This window comes from Flavobacterium sp. ASW18X (genome assembly GCF_005144745.1).
GTDB lineage: Bacteria > Bacteroidota > Bacteroidia > Flavobacteriales > Flavobacteriaceae > Croceivirga.
In genome coordinates, this window is record NZ_SWKK01000004.1 from 58,259 (window position 1) to 80,273 (window position 22,015).

Genomic DNA, 22,015 nt, shown 5'->3' on the forward strand with positions numbered 1-22,015 from the left:
TAAACCGTTACAGCAATGTAGCGGTTTTTTTTATACCATTATAAACAGCACACTAACTGTGATAAACCCTGTCAATGCCAAAATAGTGGTCATTAAGGTCCAAGATTTAAAGGTTTGCTTTTCTGTAATTCTCAAATATTGACCTACCAACCAAAACCCACTGTCGTTTACGTGAGAAAAAATACTTGCACCAGATGCAATAGCAATAACCAAACATGCCAATTGTGGTTGACTATAACTGCTTTCTGCCAGCAAGGGAGCTATTAAACCAGCGGCCGTAATCATAGCCACCGTAGAGGACCCTTGTATAATTCTTACAATTGCAGCGCCAATAAATGCAAATAAAATAACGGGGAAACCCAAATCGTTTAGCGAAGTAGCCAATAATTTACCAGCACCGGTATCTGTAAGCATTTGTTTAAAAACACCACCTGCACCTGTTAGTAGTATAATAGTACCAGCTGGCATTAAAGATTTGCTGGTAATTTTAAACAAATCTTCCTTAGTATATCCTCTTTTTAAGCCAAAAAAGTACCAAGCTAAAAGGTTTGCAATAATCAAAGCAGCAAAGGGGTGGCCCAAAAGCTCCATTGAGGCCACGAACTGCGAATTTTCAATACCTAGTATACCACTTTTAGTCAAGGTGTTTACTAATATGAGCACAATGGGTATTCCTATAATAATTAGCGTTAGTGCAATAGGAGGTGTGGCGGTAGGAGTTTCTTCTGCAACTGCTAAAGGTGCATCGACATGAATTTTTTTTGCGATGAATTTTCCAAAGAGTAATCCACTTGTAATTGCCGTGGGAATACCTACAATAAAACCAATTAAGATTACCCAACCCAACTCAGCGCCAAGAATATCTGCTACAGCAATAGGACCAGGAGTAGGTGGGATAAAGGCGTGGGTGATTGCTAATCCTGCCAAAAGAGGAATAGCATACAACAATAGTGATTTTCCTGTCTTACGCTGTAAAGCATAAATCATAGGAACTAAAATGATAAAAGCTACATCAAAGAATACGGGAATGGCAATTAAAAAACCAGATATAACCATGGCTAAGGGCGCATTTTTTAAACCAAAAGTTTTTACCATAAAATCTGCAATGGTTTTTGCGCCACCAGAACTTTCTAAAATGGCACCAAACATGGCGCCTAAACCCACAACTGTTGCTACAAAGCCAAGCGTGCCACCCATTCCTTTTTGGATGGTGTCTATAATGGTTGAGGGGGGCATCCCTGCAATTATACCGGTGAGGATGCTGCCCATTAAAAGTGCTAAGAAAGCATTTATTTTTAAACGTAAAATAAGGAACAATAACAAGGCAATCCCAGCAACAACAGCTATAAGCAGAGTAGTTTCCATCAATCTATAGCTTTTAAAATATTGTCAACAATCTCTTCTGGACTTGGTAATATAGAAACCGTAATAGCTTCTTTAGGTGGTTCTAAAGTATCAAATTGGGACTGCAGTAATTGTTTAGGCATAAAATGGTCTTTGCGCTTAGCTAAACGCGCTGCTATATCTTCTATTTGCCCTTCCAGATAAATAAATTTGCCTTTAGTCTCAATATTTTTTAGTAAAGAGGTTCTATATTTTTGTTTAAGGGCAGAGCAAGCAATTATAGCTCCATTTTGCAATTGTTCCTTAGCTAAATTGTTTAGCGATTCTAGCCATTCTTTCCGGTCGTTATCATTTAGCGGCTCGCCATTACTCATTTTTCTAATGTTAGCTTCGGGGTGGTAGTCATCACCGTCAAAAAAAGGGTAATTTAACGCTTTAGATAGTAATTTGCCAATAGTGCTTTTTCCGGTGCCAGAAACGCCCATGATAAAGTATATTTTGGTAGAAGGCATTTGGTTTTAAGTTAATTGTTGGTCTATAGTTTGTTTTAGTTTATCTGTGGAGATATCAAATGGAATCCAGCATATTTCTTTGTTCTTACGGTACCAAGTTAATTGGCGTTTGGCAAAGCGTCTTGTGTTCTTTTTTATTTCTTCAATAGCATCTTCTAAGCTAAAATTCCCTTCTAAATACGCAAACAATTCTCTGTAACCTACGGTTTGTAAGGCGTTTAATCCTTTAAACGGTAGTAATTGTTGTACTTCTTCTAGTTGCCCCATCTCTAACATCAAGTCTACTCTTCTGTTAATACGGTCATAGATAATTTTTCGGTCTGCTTCTAGCCCTATTAAAATATGATTGAAAGGTCTGGTTTTTTTTTCTCGTTTTAGAAATTCTGAATAGGGTTTTCCTGTACCTATACATACTTCTAAAGCACGAATTATACGATGGGGATTATGTATATCTACGCGCTGGTGATAATTAGGGTCTTTTTCTTTTAATAAATCTTGTAAAGTGGAAATGCCTTCTTTCTCTAGCGTTTCATTTAATTCTTTTCTAACAGATTCAGCTATTGTGGGGAATTCATCTAAGCCATACAAAATAGCATCAACATATAGTCCGCTGCCGCCAACGACTACCACTGTATTATGTGTTGTAAAAAGTTCTTGTATTTTTTTTATCGCATCTCTTTCAAAGTCGCCCACACTGTAGGGTTCATTAATACTTTTGTGTTGTATAAAATGGTGAGGAGCACTAGCTAATTCTTCTGCTGTTGGCACCGCCGTACCAATACACATTTCTTTATAAAATTGTCTGGAATCTGCAGAAATTATCTCTGTATTTAAATGTTTTGCTATACTAATGGCGGTACGTGTTTTACCAATGGCAGTAGGACCTACAATGGCTATTACAGTTTTGTTTTTCATAATAAATCTCCACAGTTATAGCAATGTTTGGCGTTGTCTCTGTGCCCTTCCGCTGCGCAGCTGGGACAAGACTGTGTATTTACGTGAACGTAATGTGCATTATCTTGCAATCCTCCAGCAGCTTGGTTCTTTTTATATTCTTTAGCAAATTCTGTGGTAACTATTCCGGTTGGTACTGCGATTATTCCGTAACCCAAAATCATAATAACTGTCGCAATAAATTGTCCAAGATTAGTTTGTGGAGCAATATCTCCATAACCCACTGTTGTAAGGGTTACTATGGTCCAATAAATACTTCTAGGAATACTGGTGAAGCCGGCCTCATCACCCTCTATAATATACATGAACGTTCCCATGATAACAGATAGGATTAGAACAACATAAATAAAAACAGCTATTTTGGTTCTACTTGCTTTTAATGCATGGCTCAACTGGGATGCTTCTCCAATGAACTTTACCAATTTGAGTATTCTAAAAATACGTAATAATCTAAAGGCTCTAACGGCTAAAAGTACCTGAGAACCAGCAAAAATATAGGATAGGTACAGTGGTATAGTGGATAGAAAATCGATAACGCCATAAAAACTAAAGATATACTTAAGAGGTTTTTTTATGCTGATAATCCTAGCAAAATATTCTACCGTAAAGAATACTGTTACTACCCATTCTAAAAACCACAAAACATTATGATATTTAGCATCAAACTCATCTACCGTTTCTAACATTACTAGAATTACGCTGATGACTATGAGGATAATCAGGGCAACATCGAACGCTTTACCCTTTGGGGTGTCAGCCTCGTAAATGATTTCGTGGAGCTTATGTCTCCAGCCAGAATGCACTTCGTGCTCTTTCAAAATTATTCTTGATTTAGTTCTAAAATCTTGATGCGCTCATTCTTTCGTAACAAGGATTCCACAATGTAAGTTAAATAAGGGTTTCCTTTTATGGGAGTTAAGAGCGATTCTAAGATAGTTATATTATTAATTTGATGATTTAACTCTGCGTAGCCCATGCCTGCCAATTCACCATTTTTAATGAGAAATACAGATTTTTCCCCTAGTTCTCTACCTTTATCTATTAGAATGATGTTTCTTTTATACGTGCTAAAGTCCAAAAACAATTCGTGCACCAACTCATTTTGATGTTCTTGGTGCCTTTCCATGTTTACTCCATACCGCTCTTTTAATTTTTGTAAAAAACTTTTAGCAGACTTTAAGGAAGAAAAACTACTTAATCTAGCATTTCTGTGGTTAGCACGTTCTGCAACTAGATAAATTATACCATCTTCATTCTCTTTAAGATAAATGCCGTGGCTAAACCCTTTTTGATTTGGCTTTTTATTGTATTTAGGTCTGTTTTTACGTATTTCTATAGCTTCCTTAATCAGCCCAGCCAATTCGCCTCCAGTACGTTCATAGCTTACCCGTTTTGTAGATTTTTGTAGTTTACGGGCAAAATCGCCTACATTGGTAAAGTGTTGATTTACTCTTTTTTTAATGTTACTGCTTTTGCTGATGTAGGTTATCTCCCCATCTTTATCGTGCATGTAATAAACACCAGTAGCAGACGGCAAAGCCTCAATAATATCTATTTGATTAGGAGAGAGTTCACCAAGGTTTTCTTCTTTTATAATCTGTTTTATGATGGTCTTATCGGTATCCTTAGCTAACAATAGCTTAAATAACTTTAAGGTTGCTATAGCATCTCCATTAGCTCGGTGTCTTTCCCCGACAGGGATGCCTAAAGAGCGGACTAATTTTCCTAAGCTATGGGATTCTGCATCTGGAATTAACTGTTTAGATAAATCTACGGTACACAGTGTTTTCCGTTTAAAATCGTATCCCAACCTTCTAAATTCTGTACGTAAAATTCTATAATCAAACTGTGCATTATGTGCTACTAGTACAGCATTTTCCGTTATCTCTACAATTCGTTTGGCAACCTCATGAAATTTAGGTGCAGTAGTTAGCATTCTTTCGTTAATACCAGTAAGCTTTACAACAAAGGGCTGTATATCTCTTTCTGGATTTATTAAACTTATAAACTGGTCTACAACTTGTTCTCCATTAAACCTATGGATAGCAATCTCCATAATGCCTTCTTCATTGTACTTACCACCAGTACTTTCTATGTCTAAGATTGCATACATCATAGATTATTGGTTGTAATTTCTTGCGCCAAAAATACTACTGCCAATGCGTACCATAGTACTACCTTCTTCTATGGCAATTTTATAATCTCCGCTCATCCCCATCGAAAGTATTTCACTTTGTGGTAAAAGGTCTTTTGTACTATCAAAAATGGACTTTAAGTATCTAAATTCCTTCCTTACTTGGTTTTTATTATCTGTAAAAGTAGCCATGCCCATTAAACCATTAATCTTGATGTTTTTCATTGCATTAAATTCATCAGAATTAATTACGGTCAAAAGTTCTTCTTGGTCCATACCAAATTTGCTGCTTTCTTCTGCAATATGCATTTGCAGTAAACATTGGATTGTTCTATCCAATTTTTCTGCCTGTTTGTTTATTTCTTTTAGCAATTTAAAGCTATCTACACCGTGTATTAAACCTACAAATGGTGCCATATACTTTACCTTGTTACGTTGTACATGACCTATCATATGCCATTGAATATCCTTGGGTAGTTCTTCCCATTTCTGGGTCATTTCTTGAATTTTATTTTCACCAAAAATACGCTGACCGGCCTCATATGCTTCTAAAACAGCTGCATTTGGTTTAGTTTTAGAAACAGCAACTAGGGTAACATGTTCTGGTAGGGTAGCGCGTATTGCTTTTAAATTTTCCTGTATTGCCATGGGCTATAGTTCGTATATAGTAAGTCCGCTTCTTAGTTTAGGTTCAATATAAGTGCTTTTTGGTGGCATCACAAGCCCTGCATCTGCAATCTGTCTTATTTCTTCTATTGTAATAGGGACAAGGCTAAAGCCAACTTTAAACTCGCCCTTATCAATACAATCTTTCATTTTTATAAGGTTATGCTTGCCGTAACCATAAGATATACGTTCATCATTCCGTAAATCCGTTATCCCCAAAATCGGCTCTAGAATAGTTTTGTATAGAATTTGAGTGTCTAACTTACTTAAGGCATCTGTAAAAGTATAAGATTGTTTTCTAAGGTAAAGCATGTAAAATTCGCCATCTAAATACATACTAAAATGATGCTTTTTTAAAGGACGATTACCGTTGTTTGAATTTTGCTCAATTCTAAAATAGGTATCTAATTTAATTAGAAACTCTTCTTTGGTTAAACCGTTTAGGTCCTTCACCATACGGTTGAAATCATAGATTTTAACTTGATGTTCAGGTATAAGATAACTCATAAAATAGTTATAGGCCTCTTGCCCTGTATGGTTGGGGTTGTTTTGTTTAATTTCATTTGCCAATAAGCTAGAGGAGGCGCTCCTATGATGCCCATCTGCAATATACATTTGGCTTATTTCTTTAAAAGCATTTTGTATGGCGTTTAATGGGGTATTGTCTGTTACTCGCCATAAAGTGTGGGTGACTTTGTCTGTGCACGTAAAATGGTATTCAGGGTCTTTTTTTGTCTCTGCCTTAAGAAGTGATGCAATAGTTTCGTTGTCTTTATAAGTAATTAAAACGGGTTCCGCATTAAATCCAACCGTTTGCAAATAATTGGCAAAAAGTGTTTCTCTACTTTCTAAGGTATTCTCGTGCTGTTTAATTAATCCCTTATCATAATCACTTACACTGGTAGCGCAGAATAGTCCAAGGCATTTAAAGTTTTCTTTTTTTATTTGATAGAGGTAAAAGCAGGGTGTATTATCCTTTATAAATGTTTTTTCTTCTAAAAATTCCCAATAGCGGTTTTTTACCAATTTAAAACGTTCTTCACCAGATAGACTTTTATGGAATTTAAATCCAGGATTAATTATGTGCAAAAAAGAGAAAGGATTGTGTTCTAAAGTGCACTGTAATTCTTTTTCTGAGTATTCCTCGTAGGAGCGAGAGGCCACCAAGGCCACTTTGTCCTTGGCGGGTCTTATCGCCTTAAAAGGTTTTATCAACGCCATAAATTACGCGAACTGTTTTGCTACTTTTTCTGCCTTTTTGACTTCTGAATAATCATAAAATCCTTCGCCTGACTTTACACCTAATTTACCCGCCATTACCATATTTACCAATAAAGGACATGGGGCATATTTCGGATTTTTGAAACCATCATACATTACTTTCAAAATAGAAAGACATACATCTAGACCAATAAAATCTGCCAATTGTAATGGCCCCATTGGATGTGCCATTCCCAATTTCATTACGGTATCTATTTCTTGAACGCCAGCTACACCATTATACAAGGTTTCAATGGCTTCATTAATCATTGGCATAAGAATTCTGTTAGCAACAAAACCAGGATAATCATTAACTTCTGTAGGGGTCTTACCAAGATTTTTAGAAAGTTCCATAATAGTGGCTGTTACCTCGTCAGTAGTGTTGTAACCACGGATAATTTCTACCAATTTCATGATAGGTACAGGGTTCATAAAGTGCATACCAATTACCTTTTCTGGTCTATTGGTGGCAGCAGCAATCTGCGTTATACTGATAGAAGAAGTATTGGTAGCTAAAATGGTTTTTTCTGAACAAATTAGGTCCAGTTCTTTAAAAATTTTTAATTTGATATCATGGTTTTCTGTAGCAGCTTCCACTACTAAATCTACCTGATTTACACCCTCTTTTAAAATGGTGTGTGTAGCAATATTATTTAGCGTATTTATTTTATCTTGCTCGCTAATACGTTCTTTAGCTAGCATCCGGTCTAAATTTTTGGTAATAGTTAGCATGCCTTTATCTAGAGCATCTTGGCTAATATCTATTAAATTTACTTGATAGCCGTTTTGTGCAAAAACGTGGGCAATACCGTTACCCATGGTTCCTGCACCGATTACTGCAATTGTATTCATTTTATTTAGTCTTTAGTTGTTGTTTTCAAAAGAAGAAATGATGGCTAAAGCCACACGTAAAGCTTCTGTCCCGTCTGCCAAACTAACAACAGGGGTCTTATTGTTGGCAATGGCATCAGCAAAAGTTTCTAGCTCGTCTAAAATGGCATTGTTCGGTGCTATTTCGGGATTTTCAAAATAAATTTGTTTCTTTTCGCCCTCAGCATTTTGTAAAATCATATCAAAATCACCTGGTTGCTCTGGAGCATCTTTCATTTTAACTACTTCTACTTTTTTCTCTAGAAAATCTACAGAGATATAGGCATCTTTTTGAAAGAAACGTGATTTACGCATATTTTTTAAGGAAATGCGACTTGCAGTTAAATTGGCAACACAACCATTTTCAAACTCAATACGAGCGTTTGCGATATCTGGCGAATTACTGATAACAGAAACACCACTAGCGTTTATATTTTTTACTTTACTGGGTACAACGCTGAGAATTACATCAATATCATGTATCATTAAATCTAAAACTACAGGTACATCTGTACCTCTAGGATTAAATTCTGCTAATCTATGGGTTTCTATAAACATAGGGTTATCTACCTTATGTTTTACAGATAAAAAGGCGGGGTTAAAACGTTCTACATGGCCTATTTGTCCTTTAACCTTATGTTTTTCTGCAAGTGCAATTAGGGTTTCTGCTTCTTCTATGGTATTGGTAATAGGTTTTTCTATAAAAACGTGTTTGCCTTTTTCTATAGCTTTCTTTGCACAATCAAAATGAGACAGCGTAGGGGTTACAATGTCTACTACATCTACCTCTTCTATTAAGGTATTAATATTAGCAAAGTAGGTGTAACCAAATTCTTTACAAACTTTTTGAGCATTAATTTCATCTGGGTCATGGAATCCAACAAGTATATACTTCTCTGATTGGTTTAACAGTCTAAGATGTATTTTTCCTAAATGTCCTGCTCCTAAAACGCCTACTTTTAGCATGTACTATAGTTTTTTCAAAAATAAGGATATCGCATTAAAAGGGTGTGATTTTTTTAAAGAGTTCAGTAATTTTGAGAACCAAACCAAAACATGCGAGATACGTTAAAACATAAAGGGATGCGCAATAAGTTGGCAAACTTATTGGCCGCTAAGGGTATAGAAGATGAGAAAGTATTAGCTGCGATAAGAGAGGTGCCTAGACATCTATTTTTAGATAGTAGTTTTGAAGCTCACGCTTACCAAGATAAAGCTTTCCCGATAGGTGCTGAGCAAACTATTTCTCAACCCTATACCGTTGCTTTTCAAAGTCAATTGTTGCAGGTTAAACCAAACGATAAAATTTTAGAGATAGGAACGGGTAGCGGTTATCAAACCTCTGTGTTGCTAAAATTAAAAGCAAGAGTGTATACTATAGAGCGCCAGCTAGAGCTTTTTAAGGCCACCAGTAGGTTTTTTGGCAAAATGGGCTACAGGCCTAAAAAGCATATTTTTGGTGATGGTTACAAAGGATTGCCAGAAGAAGCACCTTTTAACGGTATAATTGTAACTGCTGGAGCACCAGAAGTGCCCAAAGCGCTATTATCACAATTAGCAGTTGGGGGCAGATTGGTTATTCCTGTTGGTATAGAAGACCAAATCATGACTCTTTATGTGCGTAAAAGTGAGAAAGAATTTGAGAAAACTACCTTCGGAAATTTCAGATTTGTACCCTTGTTAGAAGATAAAAATTAGTTATTAAAGTTCTTTTTAACTCGAGCTAAATTACGCTTGCTGTCTCTATCCTTTATAGTTTCTCGCTTATCGTATTGTTTTTTACCTTTTGCCAAGGCAATATTCATTTTAGCAAGTCCTCTATCGTTAATAAACAGATTTAGAGGAACAATGGTTAAGCCACTAGTGGCAACCTCCTTATGTAATTTTTTAAGTTCTCGTTTGTTAAGTAGTAATTTACGTTCAGCTTTAGGTAAGTGGTTATAATGGCCGCCATAACTGTACTCATCTACCTGCATGTTTATAATAAATAACTCTCCTTTTTTGTTAAACTCGCAAAAACTTTGGGAAATAGACGCTTTCCCCAGCCTTATAGATTTTATCTCTGTTCCAGATAAAACAATCCCCGCGGTATATTTATCCAAGATTTCATAATCGAACTTGGCTCTCTTATTTTTTATGTTGATGTTATTCATTAAGACAAAAATAAGGGTTCTACTTTAATTTGTAATGTTGCATTCGTTTTTGCGATTAACTGATAAAATAAAGGATATCATGAAAAGGATTTTGACGGTAATGTTTTGCATTGGACTATTTTATTCTTGTCATCAAGAAGAAAAAATAAATGCACAGCAAATTGTAGATAAAGCAATTGCAGAAAGTGGGGGTATTTTATGGGAGACCCACAAAGTTACTTTTCAATTTAGGGAAAAGATGTATTCCAGTGACTATATTAACGGAAAGATGCAATTAACAAGAGAGTTTGTTAGCGGAGATAGCATAATTTTAGATACGAAGTATGATGGTAAGTTCACTAGGACTATAAATGACTCCATTGCCTTTTTAGCAGATACTACAGCGCGTAAATATGATAACTCCGTAAATTCAGTACACTATTTTGCTAAATTACCTTATGGTTTAAATGATGCTGCTGTAAACAAACAGTTTTTAGGAACAGAAACTATAAATGGAAAACAGTACTATAAAATTCAGATAGATTTTGACCAGACTAATGGTGGAGACGATTTTGAAGACGTTTATCACTATTGGATTGGTAAAGAAGATTTTAAAGTAGATTATTTAGCGTATACGTTTACGGTAAACGGAGGAGGAGTACGTTTTAGAAGGGCCTACAACGAGCGTTATATAGGTAAAATACGCTTTGTAGATTATGAAAATTACAAGCCGCGTAAGCACGTAAAATTTTCTAAAATTGCAGAGGCATTTGTTGGCAAAGAATTAGAATTAGTGTCTAAAATTGAACTGGAGAATATTAGAGTGGAACAATAGTGTTAGTTTTGATAAGCTTGTACATATTCCACCCTAGTTTGCGCAACTTGCCCTGTGCTGTCGGCTAATTTTACAATGTACATATTGCCATTATTATCATCGCTCATAGGCTCATATTTTTCTTTCCCTATAAGCTTATTAGCTAGAGCAGGGGTAGTATTGCTGTGGCCAACAATTAAAACATTGCCGCCAAAATTTTCTCTCAGTAATTGTTTTGTATCTATGGTATTAGGATTATAGAGTTGTATCTCTATATTGTGTTTTACAGACGCAGGAGCAGCCGTCATACGTGTCCTTTTGTAGTCTGTAGAATAGATAGCATCTAGTTGTAAAGTATCAAAAACATTAGCCCAGAGCATGGCTCTGCCTAAGCCATCTTGTGTAAGTTCAGGGTCATTATTCTCTGGATTACTACGGTCTTTTTCTGCGTGTCTTATCAAATAAAACGTTGTAATAACAGGAGCTTTTGCAGAAACGGGTGTTTTGGAATCTTTTTTACATGCTATAAATACAGTTCCTAGCATTAACAGTACTAATAATTGCCATTTTGTATTGCGTTTTATATAAAGTAGCTCGTTCATTATCTGGTATTATTTGGTCTGTAGGCAGCAGTATTCCCATAACGCAAAATGTTAGGGTTTATTTTATGAGTATAAAGGTAACCCACCGTTCCTATTTTTTTAATTCGCCATTTACTAAATAGGTTAAATAAGTAGCGGTATTACTTAAGTATTTGCGGTCGTTAGCCATAGTAGCCATGGCTACCGCACCCTGTAGCATGGTGTACAGTTGCTTTGCAAATTGTAATGGGGGAACGGATAGCTTTATTTCTTGCTGATTAAGTCCGTTTTCTAGAACCAAGGCTATTTTACCCTCTAACTCTTTTATGGTTTCTTTATTGGCAGCTGCTAGTAAATCATTATTATGTTTTGCATCTACACCTGTATTCAAAATGGGACAACCACCTAGTTCAGCCGTAAATACATCATACTGTTTGTAAAAGCTCAAAAGGTTATTCAATTTTGTTATTGCAGAACCTTCTACTGTTAATACTTCATCAAATTTGGTTAAAAGTATATTTTTATTGTATTCAAAAGCAGCAAGTGCTAAGGCTTCTTTGTTTTCAAAATTACCATAAATAGCACCCTTTGTTAATCCTGTAGCTTCGGTTAAATGGCTCATACTTGTGCCTACGTAACCATGTTTGCTAAAGATAGGTGCAACCGTTTCTATAATGTACTTTGTGGTACGTTCCGCTTTTGTGGTCATGATTTAAGTGCTTTTATTGCTAAGATACTATAAATACTGATAGGTATAAAAAAAGACCCCTTAATTTAGGGGTCTTAACACGCAAGTTTATAGGATTTTATTCTACCAACTCATTCTGATTTCTGAAGACCAACTCGTCATCAAACGCATCTAATAAGACAATGCTATCTGCCTTAATAGTCTCTTTTAATAATTCCTTAGACAATCTATTTAATACTTCCTTTTGTACCAATCTTTTTATCGGTCTAGCGCCGTATTGTGGGTCATACCCTTTGTTGCTCAAATATTCTACAGCTTCTGCTGTAGCATCCAATATAATGTTTTGCTGATTTAATAAACGCTTTAACTGTTCTATTTGTAATTGAACAATAGCTTTAATGTTTTCTTTGCTCAGCGGTGTAAACATAATTATGTCGTCTATTCTATTCAGGAATTCTGGGCGAATTGATTTTTTTAATAATCCTAATACCTCTACCCGGGCAGCTTCTGTAGCACTATAGATATCGTTAGAATTTTCAAACTTTTCTTGAATAATATGGCTTCCCATATTACTTGTCATGATAATGATAGCATTCTTAAAATCGGCTACACGCCCTTTGTTGTCTGTTAATCGTCCCTCATCTAACACCTGTAAAAGGATATTAAAAGTATCTGGATGCGCTTTTTCTATCTCATCTAACAAGACTACTGAGTAAGGTCTTCTGCGTACCGCTTCTGTAAGTTGGCCGCCTTCATCATACCCAACATAACCTGGAGGAGCACCAACTAGTCTGCTAACAGAATGGCGTTCTTGGTATTCACTCATATCTATCCGGGTCATGGCATTTTCATCATCAAACAGATAAGAAGCCAATGTTTTTGCCAATTCGGTTTTACCAACACCAGTTGTTCCTAAAAATAAGAAAGAACCAATGGGTTTTCTCGCATCTTGCAACCCAGCTCTGCTTCTACGTATGGCATCAGAAACGGCTTCTATAGCTTCTTCTTGGCCTACTACACGCTTGTGAAGTACGGCTTCTAGCTGTAAAAGTTTTTCTCTTTCGCTCTGTAACATTTTTGTAACCGGTATTCCGGTCCACTTGGCTACCACCTCTGCAATATCTTCATTGGTAACTTCTTCTTTTATCAGCGTGCTATTTTGCTGTTGCGCTTCTAAATCGGTTTGTAATTTTTCTAAAGCTGCTTGTGCCTCTTTAATCTTACCATAACGTAACTCTGCTACTTTACCATAATCACCATTACGCTCTGCACGCTCTGCATCTGCTTTGTAGTTTTCAATGTCCTGTTTTGTTTTTTGAATATTATCTACTACAGATTTTTCACTTTCCCATTGTGCAAATATTTCGTTTCGTTCTTCTTTTAAATTAGCTAATTCTAGATTTAAAGATTTTAGTTTGCTTTCATCGTTTTCTCTCTTAATGGCTTCAATCTCTATTTCTAGCTGCATAATTTTACGGTCTAGAACGTCTAACTCTTCTGGTTTAGAATTGATTTCCATTCGTAATTTGGAAGCCGCCTCATCCATCAAATCAATGGCCTTATCCGGTAAAAAACGATTGGTAATGTAGCGTTGCGAAAGTTCTACTGCCGCTATCACGGCTTCGTCTTTAATGCGTACCTTATGGTGTGCTTCATACTTTTCTTTAATACCTCTTAAGATAGAAATAGCACTTTCTGTATCTGGCTCATCTACTACTACTTTTTGAAAACGCCTTTCTAAGGCTTTGTCTTTTTCAAAATACTTTTGATATTCATCTAAAGTTGTGGCGCCAATCGCTCTTAATTCGCCACGCGCCAAAGCTGGTTTTAAAATATTTGCAGCATCCATGGCACCTTGCCCTCCACCGGCACCTACAAGAGTATGAATCTCATCTATGAAAAGAACTATATTGCCGTCAGAAGAGGTAACTTCTTTGATAACCGCTTTTAATCGTTCTTCAAACTCGCCTTTATATTTTGCCCCAGCAATTAATGCCCCCATATCTAAGGAATACAGTACCTTGTCTTTTAAATTTTCAGGAACATCTCCTTGTACAATTCTATGCGCCAAACCTTCTGCAATAGCTGTTTTACCTACGCCAGGTTCGCCTACCAACATTGGATTATTTTTGGTTCTACGAGAAAGGATTTGCAACACCCTTCTAATTTCTTCGTCTCTCCCAATAACTGGGTCTAATTTTCCTGAATCTGCTAATTTGTTTAAGTTTTTTGCAAATTTTTCTAGTGAATTATAGGTCTCTTCTGCACTTTGAGAAGTAACATTGCCGCCTTTACGTAATTCATTAATGGCTGCCTTTAAATCCTTTTCTGTGATTCCGTTATCTTTAAGTATTTGCGCAATTTTACTTTTAGATTTAAAGATGGCTAAAAGAAGATGCTCAACAGAAACATATTCGTCTCCCATGGTTTTAGCTTGTATGCTAGCCTCATTGAGTGTTTTGCCAGCCTCTCTAGAAAGGACAATGTCTGCACCACTAACCTTAGCAAATGTTTGTAGTTCTTTTTCTATTACTTGATTAATCAAGTTAATATTTGCATTCAATTTTTTTAGGATAAAAGGGAGTACGTTTTCATCTACTACCGTTATCGCTTTATAAATATGCTCATTTTCTATCTGTTGGTGCCCCATCTCTTGCGCTATTTGCTGCGACTGTTGTATGGCCTCCTGTGATTTTATAGTATAATTATTGAAATTCATTTTACTGTTTTTCTGTTCTATGGTCAAATAGAATACCAACTTAAAAACAGTGCCAATATGGCGTTAGTTTATGGAGTTTTGTGCGACAAATTGACGGTTTTAAAAGTGAAATAGAATAACGTAACTTTGTAGTATGGGATTATTTAATAAGATATTTGGTGGTTCTACAGATGAATCTAATGCTAGTGGTATTTCTTGGATTCCATTAGAAAATGAGGACCAACTAAACATTATAACGGAGCAATCTAAATTAAGGACACAAGTGCTTTTTAAACACTCTACCACTTGTGGTATCAGTAGGATGGTGTTAAATATGTTTACATCTAATTTTGATGTTCCAGAAGGAGAAATGGACATGTACTTTTTAGATTTGCATGCCTACAGAAATGTATCTAACAAAATTGCAGAAGTGTTTCAAGTAGTGCACCAATCGCCACAATTAATTATTGTAAAAGACGGCAAAGTGGTTTTCCATACTTCTCATGGCGCAATATCAGACGTGGATTTAAAGCAGTACTAATAAAACACCCCAACATAGTTGGGGTGTTTTTTGTTTTAGTTAAAGCGATGTTTTTTAACAATCTCTTTTAACCTTTGTTTTAAATCTTCACCTGCATCATAAACCATTTGTTCGTTGCTGGGAAATGGAACAGACTTAACCGCTAATAATTGAATAAGGTCTTCTTCTAAGGCTCTTTTATCGCCGCGGTGATTGGCATAAACATGGTCAAATACAAAGCCACTGCTTAAAGGATATGAGTTGATAACCTGATTGCTTTTTAAATCTGTAAAACTAACTTTAGCACCAATTTCTGCAGACTTGGTTTGGGTAAAACGATAAAATTCACATCTAACTGTTTTAAACTTATCCACTTTAATATCATTACCTAAACTATCTTTAGCTACGTTCCCATTTTTATCCAAAACATAGTCAAAACCATCTTTAACCACTTTTTCTTTTACCAGCTGTTTTTCTGTTACCTGCTCGGGTGAAATAAATATGTTTGTAAAATCTAAAGCCATTTCATAATCATAATGCAAATTTTGTATTGGGTTGGCATGGTATTGTGTCCAAAAATCATTAATCCCATAGGTGTTAAAATCTAGTAGTGCATCTTCTAAACGTTCTGGTATAATTTGCTCCGTAGCATTATAGAGAGCTACTCTTATATAATCTTGGCCTTTAACCCTTGCTTCTTCCATCTTAATAGCAGCATCTTTGTAGCCAGGGTTAATCTTTAATAAATAATCAAAGTCTGCATAAGCCTCTCTAAATTCTTGCTTATTAATAGCGTTTTTACTCAAGGTTATAGCATTATTATACAAGTAATTAGATAAGTCTTCTTTGGTACTTACAATAGCACTGTTAAAGTCTTTAAATTTGAATTTTGCATTTCTGTCTTGCTCGTAAACCGGTAATGGCAATAAGGGTTTAATCTGATTCTGTAGATTTCTGAGCGAAGTATAGCTGTTGTAAATCTTTTCTAGATGTACAGGATTGCCATCTTGTCTCCAAAAATTAATTTTATCAAGTTCACGTTGTTGATGTTTTTCAAAGGCCTCCTCCAGTAACAGCACATACTTCTGGTGTCCTTTTTTGGTCTTATTATCTCTAAGATTTTTGATAGCCTTGTTCATGGCCAAGTTGTATTGACCACTATTTAATGCTTCTTGAGTTTTCTTTACACCGCTACAAGCAATTAGGGTGATTGATATTACAAAGAGTAAAAGTTTTTTCATGGTCTTTGATTTTAAGGTTGATTAAAACATTTTCAACTAACGTGCCAAAATTGGTTTATAGGGTAGAACGTTTGTGCGGTAGTCCTAGTATAATTTTAAGTCTAAAGCTAGTGCTTAGACCTAATAGGAGCTGTTAACAACTTGATTAATTTTGGTGATAAAATAGACTTAAAAACAGTAGCGTAGCTTGCTAATTATGAATGGCTATTTGTATTTTTGAAGCCTTAATCCAACATACGTAAAATGCAAAGAGACGAAAGGATTTTTGACCTTATTCAAGAGGAAAAACAAAGACAGCTAAGAGGTATAGAGTTGATAGCCTCTGAAAACTTTACGAGTCCGCAAGTAATGGAAGCTGCAGGTTCTGTACTAACCAATAAGTATGCGGAAGGTTATCCTGGCAAACGTTACTACGGCGGTTGTGAGGTTGTAGACCAAGTAGAGCAGTTGGCAATAGATAGAGCAAAAGAGTTGTTTGGGGCAGTTTATGCTAATGTGCAGCCGCATTCCGGTTCCCAAGCAAACGCATCAGTATACCATGCTTGTTTGCAGGCGGGAGATAAAATTTTAGGGTTTGATCTTTCTCATGGTGGTCATTTAACCCACGGTTCTCCCGTTAACTTTTCTGGTAAACTCTATAACCCTGTTTTTTATGGGGTAGATAGAGAAACTGGAATGTTGGATTATGATAAGATTCAGGAAATAGCTGAGAAAGAGCAACCAAAACTTATAATTGCGGGAGCTTCTGCTTATTCTAGAGATATAGACTTTAAACGTTTTAGAGAAATTGCAGATAGTGTTAATGCTATTTTATTAGCTGATATTTCTCACCCCTCTGGGTTAATTGCTAAAGGAATTTTAAATGACCCTATTCCACATTGCCACATTGTAACTACTACTACGCATAAAACTTTAAGAGGGCCAAGAGGTGGTTTAATTATGATGGGTGAGAATTTTGAAAATCCTTTTGGTATTAAACTGAAGAATGGAAATTTGAGGAAAATGTCTGGTTTGTTAGATTTAGCTGTGTTCCCTGGAAACCAAGGAGGGCCTCTGGAACATATTATTGCAGCGAAGGCTGTAGCTTTTGGAGAAGCATTAACAGACGACTTTTTACACTACATGATACAGGTTAAGAAAAATGCAGAAGCTATGGCAAAAGCATTTGTAGCGCTAGATTATAAAGTAATTTCTGGCGGTACAGATAACCATATGATGTTGATTGACCTTAGGAACAAAGGGATTACGGGTAAGGAAGCTGAAGAGGTTTTGGGTAAAGCAGATATCACAGCCAATAAAAATATGGTTCCTTTTGATGACCAATCTCCATTTATCACCTCGGGAATTCGTTTTGGAACTCCAGCAATTACAACTAGAGGACTTAAAGAAGGGGATATGGAGACGGTAGTAGGTTATATAGATGAAATCGTTAAGAACTCTGGCAATGAAAGCTTGCTTTCTTCTATTAAGGATAAGGTAAACGAATTTATGGGTCCTAGACCACTATTCAATGCCTAACTAAAATAAATTTAAATACGGATTGTTACTACTCTTCTAAAAGGTAACAATCCGTATTTTTCATAAACACTTTACGTTGCACGTCAAAAATCTCTATTTCATCATTTGAGGGAAAATAGAGTCCCCAATGGTCTAGGTAGTCCATAAAGGGTTTTATCTTAAGAGTAGTTTCACTGCTCTTTTCATTAATAGTATCTTCATAGATAGTTGTAAATATTTCAAAAGGCATTTCTGTTAGGCCCTTGGTTATATTAACGTAGTTTAAACTTAAATTTTCTAATATTTCTTTAAGATTGTCTTCTATAGAAATACGCTCAATACAATTAATTATTAAGGAAGTATCCGTGAAAGAAAAGATGAGTTCTTCCACAGTTATTTTTCCATCATTTAAATTATTTAACTGTTCAAGTTCTTTTTTAAGGATAGATATATTTTTGTTTTCTACCGCATTTAAGTTACCCCAGTTATAATTAGTTAGTTGAAAAAGGGCAATATGTAGGGCATAATTACAATCTATATGCAGGGAAAGATTAAATCTGTTATTGGGTGTAGGGCTTAAACGTAAAGCCACCTTTGCTATAAAATCTTTCTCTAGGACTTTTGCAAATTTACTAAGTCCTTTAACACCATACTTTTGGCGGTACAGTTTGCATATACTTTTGTTAACCATCTTAGCCATAGTTTTTTGATTGTTTACCTAAAGTACTCAGAAAAATAATTTCTTGACTAGGTTTGAACCCTAAAAAAACTATGGAATTAGCAAATTTTAACATTTTTATCGTTAAAATTCGGTTAATAAATTGGTTTTAAAGTGAATTGCAACATTTTAAGCTGAAATGCAAAATATAAGGATTGAAGTGTAAATTAAATGAAACCTCTGTTTTTAGCAGCCAGTATAAGCGCTAAATCGTTTTCTTTTTCAGTTCCAAATAGGGTTTTTAAATGTCGTTTTCTGTTTTCAATAGAAGACGAAGACAACTTTATAAACTGCTCCAAATCCTTTGTTTTTGTACCTACAGAAAGGTGGTAAAGTATTTTTTTATCGTTTTCGTCTAAGCTAATATCATTGGCCATCTTTTTACGGATAGCAGATAAGGCTTTTGGGGAGTAATATGGAGGATGATTTAATACCGTTTTAACCGCTTGTTCCAAAGTTTTGGGGTCAATATCTGTTTTAACCATATAACCATCAGGATCAACAGATTTAAGAATACTATTTATACGGTAGTTATCACTAAAACTAGACATAAAAATTATTCTACTATCTGGCACTAGATTACGAGCTAAAATCCCTAAATCCTCACCGTTGTAGGGTTGGTTTTCATTAGGGGGGTACAATTGTATATCTAAAAAAATAATATTGTAGGGAAGGCCCTTTGCACTTTCTTCTATTTTACTTTTACCAGCATCAAAATTATTAGCAGTGTCTACTATTATAGTATAATCATCAAAAACAATACGTTCCAAGATGAATTTATAGCCTAACATCGTCATTTCATGGTCATCTATGGCTAGTATTCTAAGGGTTTTCATAAGCTATTTCTTACTAGAGTCTATAAAACTAAAACGTTAAAGTTAGTACTTTTCTTGTTTTTAGTATACTAGGTTTGTAGGAATATCTAACTTTATTTTTGTTCCTTTACCAGGTGCACTTTTTACAAATACTTTTCCGTTCAGTTTTGCTATTCTAGAATTAATATTTTTTAAACCAATACCTTTTCTTTCCTTATTAGGATCAAACCCCAAACCGTTATCTTCTATTAAAACTTCTAAGCGATTTTCTTCTTTAACAAATGTAATTTCTGCTTTCTCCGCTTGAGCATGTTTTATGCTGTTTTGTAGGCTTTCTTGGATAATGCGATAGATATTAATTTTTAATTCTCCAGGTAACACATCCCAATTAAGGTTAATATCATAATTAAAGCATACATTAATATGGGAAGATTCTGATACCTGTGATATGTAATTTTCTATCGTAGATACAAAATTTCCAAGTTTAGTGTGGCTAGCAGCATTTAGCTCATGAGAAACAGTTCTAATTTCTTCTTCGCATTGCTGCAATTTTAGAATTAATTCGTCCCGGTGTGCTATAGAGGCTTCATCAGTACGGTGGTTAAGACCGCTGAGCAGTAATCTAATGCCTAGCATTTCTCCTAGAATACCATCATGCAGCTCTTGTGATATTCGTCGTTGGGCCTCTTTTTTACCTTCTTCTAGTTTTCCCTGTTGGGAAAGCATCAGGTCATATATTTCCTGATTTTTCTCTTGCTGCCTTTGATTAAATCTAAGTTTTTGGTTGTTAATACGTTGTATTATGATGATGAATAAGCCAAAGCCCAGAACAAGTGTAGCTATACCAATCTTAGTATACAGTTCATTTTTCTTAGATAGTGTTAGGTTTTCATCTAAAATTTGGTCTGTTTCTAACTGAATACGCGCAAACTTGTCTCTAATTCTGCGTTCTTCTTGTTGCAATCGGTGGTTAAGATTAAAATAATCTTCGGCATGCTTAGCACTATTTTTATCATCGATTAGAGTTAGTAATTGCAAAGTACTTAGTAAGCGGTCTCTATTTTCAGTTTCTAACGCTACATTTTTAGAGGTATAGGCATATTCTATAGCTTTTGCTTTATCTTTCTTGGCTAAAATATCAGCTAAAAAGTAGTAGTTACGCGCATAATCATAAGTGTAATTAATGCTATCTAATAATTGGTTGGATTGTTTAATAACTTTAACAAGACTATCATTGAAAACTGATTTCTCTTTGTAGCTTGCGTATGCATAGCTAGATAGCGCTTTGGCGTAAAGTTTAGGCCGAATGGTTTTTAAAGACTCGCTTGCTAATAGCGAATTGAAAATTTTTTTAGCTTCGGAAAAATTTTCGCTTCTCAAATAGGTACTCCCTATATTATTTTGATTGATATATTGGTAAGATTCTTGTCTTTTTGGATCTGTGTATTTAATATATTTTTTGGCTTGATTATGATAATTTACTGCTTCGTCATAATTATCTAAACCATTTTGGATTATACCAAGTAAGGTGTAACCGGGAAAAAGCTTGTCCTTTAATCCATTTTCTTCTGCATAGGTGATTACTTGCGTTGCCTCTTTTTCTGCTCCAGCATAATCTTTATTGCGTTCCTTAATAGAGCCCATATAATACAGGGCTACAAGGGGCTTGTCTATTTCTGATGTTTTTAATTTGGCTTGCAGGTATGCATTATATGCTTCTCTAAAATGATAGTACGCGCTATCTACCTGTTTGTTAAAATAATACTGACCAAATTTAATATGTGCATCTCCTTTGCCTACATAATCCTTAGTTTGGTTCGCTAACGTAATATATTCTTCTTGTAGTTTTTTAAAACGAGAAGTGTCATTAAAAGAATGGTAGGTGCTGCTTATTTGATTTAAGTTCTTGAGTCTAATTTTTAAGCTTTTTTCTTTTTTAGCTTGCGAGTAGGCTTTTTCTAATAATGCTTTCCGTTCTTTAAGGGGTAGTGTTGTGCTGTCTTTTGCCCAAATGACGATATTGTAAATGCTATCCTTGTCTTGGGGTTTGATGTTCGTTTTTGTTTCTTTATCGTTGGTGCAACCAATTATAAGAAACAAAAGGGGGAGCAAAAGAGACATGCTTCCTTGTACAAATTTTGTGCTATAGTTCATGGAAAGTGCCTTACCTACAAGGTACAAAAAAACCCTAAATAAATTTTATTTAGGGCCAAAGTTAATGTTTTGTATTCTTATTCTGACAGGAGTTTACTTCATTCTTCCAAAATTCAGAAAGTTGCCTGTTACAGAATTAGTCCTCTATTTCTGGTAAGTCATCACCATCTGGGGAGTCTAAGTCCTCAATCTCAGGTAAATCGTCTCCGTCTGGGGAGTCAAGGTCTTCTATTTCTGGTAAATCGTCGCCATCTGGAGAATCGGTTTCTATTTCTGGCAAATCGTCTCCGTCTGGGGAATCAATGTAAACTTTTTCTTCATTAGCAACGCTATCGTTATCACAGGCAACAAAACCTAAAGTTAAAAGAGCTAATAAAAAAAGACTAAGTAAATTTTTCATGTTAAAAGATTTTAGAT

Annotated in this window: 22 protein-coding genes; 4 read left to right on the top strand and 18 right to left on the bottom strand. The window is 35.3% G+C overall.

Annotated elements, in window-relative coordinates; translation table 11 throughout:
• Nucleotides 1–30: 30 nt before the first annotated feature.
• From FBT53_RS03015 to FBT53_RS03055, 9 genes are read right to left on the bottom strand one after another with little or no spacing between them, the layout of a single operon-like run.
• Complete coding sequence (locus FBT53_RS03015; RefSeq protein WP_136949696.1) at nt 31–1,365, bottom strand: GntP family permease; 1,335 nt, start codon at nt 1,363–1,365, stop codon at nt 31–33.
• Entirely contained in the window at nt 1,365–1,856 is a 492-nt protein-coding gene (locus FBT53_RS03020; protein WP_136949697.1) for a gluconokinase, read from the bottom strand. The genes FBT53_RS03015 and FBT53_RS03020 overlap by 1 nt, the downstream gene beginning before the upstream one ends.
• Before the next feature lie 6 nt (nt 1,857–1,862).
• Complete coding sequence (gene miaA / locus FBT53_RS03025; protein WP_136949698.1) at nt 1,863–2,771, bottom strand: tRNA (adenosine(37)-N6)-dimethylallyltransferase MiaA; 909 nt, start codon at nt 2,769–2,771, stop codon at nt 1,863–1,865.
• Nucleotides 2,768–3,628 (bottom strand): ion transporter, encoded by an 861-nt coding sequence (locus FBT53_RS03030; protein ID WP_136949699.1) that lies wholly within the window; start codon nt 3,626–3,628, stop codon nt 2,768–2,770. Before FBT53_RS03030 ends, miaA begins: the two co-directional genes overlap by 4 nt.
• Before the next feature lie 2 nt (nt 3,629–3,630).
• Nucleotides 3,631–4,923, bottom strand: coding sequence for an exonuclease domain-containing protein (locus FBT53_RS03035; protein ID WP_136950122.1), 1,293 nt, complete (start codon nt 4,921–4,923; stop codon nt 3,631–3,633).
• Nucleotides 4,924–4,929: 6 nt separating this feature from the next.
• Complete coding sequence (locus FBT53_RS03040; RefSeq protein ID WP_136949700.1) at nt 4,930–5,592, bottom strand: YggS family pyridoxal phosphate-dependent enzyme; 663 nt, start codon at nt 5,590–5,592, stop codon at nt 4,930–4,932.
• Between the two features lie 3 nt (nt 5,593–5,595).
• Complete coding sequence (locus FBT53_RS03045; protein WP_136949701.1) at nt 5,596–6,831, bottom strand: DUF1015 domain-containing protein; 1,236 nt, start codon at nt 6,829–6,831, stop codon at nt 5,596–5,598.
• Nucleotides 6,832–6,834: 3 nt separating this feature from the next.
• Entirely contained in the window at nt 6,835–7,722 is an 888-nt protein-coding gene (locus tag FBT53_RS03050) for a 3-hydroxyacyl-CoA dehydrogenase family protein (protein WP_136949702.1), read from the bottom strand.
• Nucleotides 7,723–7,734: 12 nt separating this feature from the next.
• A complete protein-coding gene (locus tag FBT53_RS03055; RefSeq protein ID WP_136949703.1) occupies nt 7,735–8,706 on the bottom strand; it encodes a Gfo/Idh/MocA family protein in 972 nt (323 codons plus the stop codon).
• A 90-nt stretch (nt 8,707–8,796) separates the two neighbouring features.
• Between FBT53_RS03055 and FBT53_RS03060 the strand changes: the two genes are divergently transcribed.
• Nucleotides 8,797–9,438 carry a protein-L-isoaspartate(D-aspartate) O-methyltransferase gene (locus FBT53_RS03060; RefSeq protein WP_136949704.1) on the top strand — a complete coding sequence of 214 codons (642 nt, stop codon included), beginning with the start codon at nt 8,797–8,799 and terminating at the stop codon, nt 9,436–9,438.
• On the opposite strand, the gene smpB is transcribed toward FBT53_RS03060, so the two are convergent.
• The gene (smpB, locus tag FBT53_RS03065) at nt 9,435–9,893 is read right to left on the bottom strand and encodes an SsrA-binding protein SmpB (protein WP_136949705.1); all 459 of its coding nucleotides are present in this window, start codon (nt 9,891–9,893) and stop codon (nt 9,435–9,437) included. The two genes, FBT53_RS03060 and smpB, sit on opposite strands and share 4 nt — an antisense overlap.
• 79 nt (nt 9,894–9,972) lie before the next feature.
• On the opposite strand from smpB, the gene FBT53_RS03070 reads away from it, so the two are divergent.
• Nucleotides 9,973–10,707, top strand: a complete 735-nt coding sequence (locus FBT53_RS03070) for a DUF6503 family protein (protein ID WP_136949706.1) — start codon at nt 9,973–9,975, stop codon at nt 10,705–10,707.
• A gap of 2 nt (nt 10,708–10,709) precedes the next feature.
• Here the strand turns inward: FBT53_RS03070 and FBT53_RS03075 are convergent, their stop codons facing one another.
• The 3 genes from FBT53_RS03075 to clpB all read right to left on the bottom strand — a co-directional run bounded on the left by FBT53_RS03075 (nt 10,710) and on the right by clpB (nt 14,674).
• Nucleotides 10,710–11,288: a histidine phosphatase family protein gene (locus FBT53_RS03075; protein WP_136949707.1), complete on the bottom strand. Its 579-nt coding sequence runs from the start codon at nt 11,286–11,288 to the stop codon at nt 10,710–10,712.
• Nucleotides 11,289–11,379: 91 nt separating this feature from the next.
• Nucleotides 11,380–11,976 carry a TetR/AcrR family transcriptional regulator gene (locus tag FBT53_RS03080; RefSeq protein ID WP_136949708.1) on the bottom strand — a complete coding sequence of 199 codons (597 nt, stop codon included), beginning with the start codon at nt 11,974–11,976 and terminating at the stop codon, nt 11,380–11,382.
• A 97-nt stretch (nt 11,977–12,073) separates the two neighbouring features.
• A complete protein-coding gene (gene clpB, locus FBT53_RS03085; RefSeq protein WP_136949709.1) occupies nt 12,074–14,674 on the bottom strand; it encodes an ATP-dependent chaperone ClpB in 2,601 nt (866 codons plus the stop codon).
• A gap of 133 nt (nt 14,675–14,807) precedes the next feature.
• Here clpB and ytxJ point away from each other — a divergent pair, with 133 nt between their 5' ends.
• Nucleotides 14,808–15,194: a bacillithiol system redox-active protein YtxJ gene (gene ytxJ / locus FBT53_RS03090; RefSeq protein WP_136949710.1), complete on the top strand. Its 387-nt coding sequence runs from the start codon at nt 14,808–14,810 to the stop codon at nt 15,192–15,194.
• A 35-nt stretch (nt 15,195–15,229) separates the two neighbouring features.
• Here the strand turns inward: ytxJ and FBT53_RS03095 are convergent, their stop codons facing one another.
• The gene (locus FBT53_RS03095) at nt 15,230–16,414 is read right to left on the bottom strand and encodes a hypothetical protein (RefSeq protein ID WP_136949711.1); all 1,185 of its coding nucleotides are present in this window, start codon (nt 16,412–16,414) and stop codon (nt 15,230–15,232) included.
• Between the two features lie 243 nt (nt 16,415–16,657).
• Between FBT53_RS03095 and glyA the strand changes: the two genes are divergently transcribed.
• A complete protein-coding gene (gene glyA, locus FBT53_RS03100) occupies nt 16,658–17,932 on the top strand; it encodes a serine hydroxymethyltransferase (RefSeq protein ID WP_136949712.1) in 1,275 nt (424 codons plus the stop codon).
• 28 nt (nt 17,933–17,960) lie between these two features.
• On the opposite strand, the gene FBT53_RS03105 is transcribed toward glyA, so the two are convergent.
• From FBT53_RS03105 to FBT53_RS03120, 4 genes are all read right to left on the bottom strand, one after another.
• On the bottom strand, nt 17,961–18,611 hold the full coding sequence (locus tag FBT53_RS03105) for a hypothetical protein (RefSeq protein WP_136949713.1): 651 nt from the start codon (nt 18,609–18,611) through the stop codon (nt 17,961–17,963).
• A 185-nt stretch (nt 18,612–18,796) separates the two neighbouring features.
• A complete protein-coding gene (locus FBT53_RS03110; RefSeq protein WP_136949714.1) occupies nt 18,797–19,465 on the bottom strand; it encodes a response regulator transcription factor in 669 nt (222 codons plus the stop codon).
• A gap of 60 nt (nt 19,466–19,525) precedes the next feature.
• On the bottom strand, nt 19,526–21,598 hold the full coding sequence (locus FBT53_RS03115) for a sensor histidine kinase (RefSeq protein ID WP_136949715.1): 2,073 nt from the start codon (nt 21,596–21,598) through the stop codon (nt 19,526–19,528).
• A 136-nt stretch (nt 21,599–21,734) separates the two neighbouring features.
• Nucleotides 21,735–21,998: a hypothetical protein gene (locus tag FBT53_RS03120; protein ID WP_136949716.1), complete on the bottom strand. Its 264-nt coding sequence runs from the start codon at nt 21,996–21,998 to the stop codon at nt 21,735–21,737.
• Nucleotides 21,999–22,015: the final 17 nt, after the last annotated feature.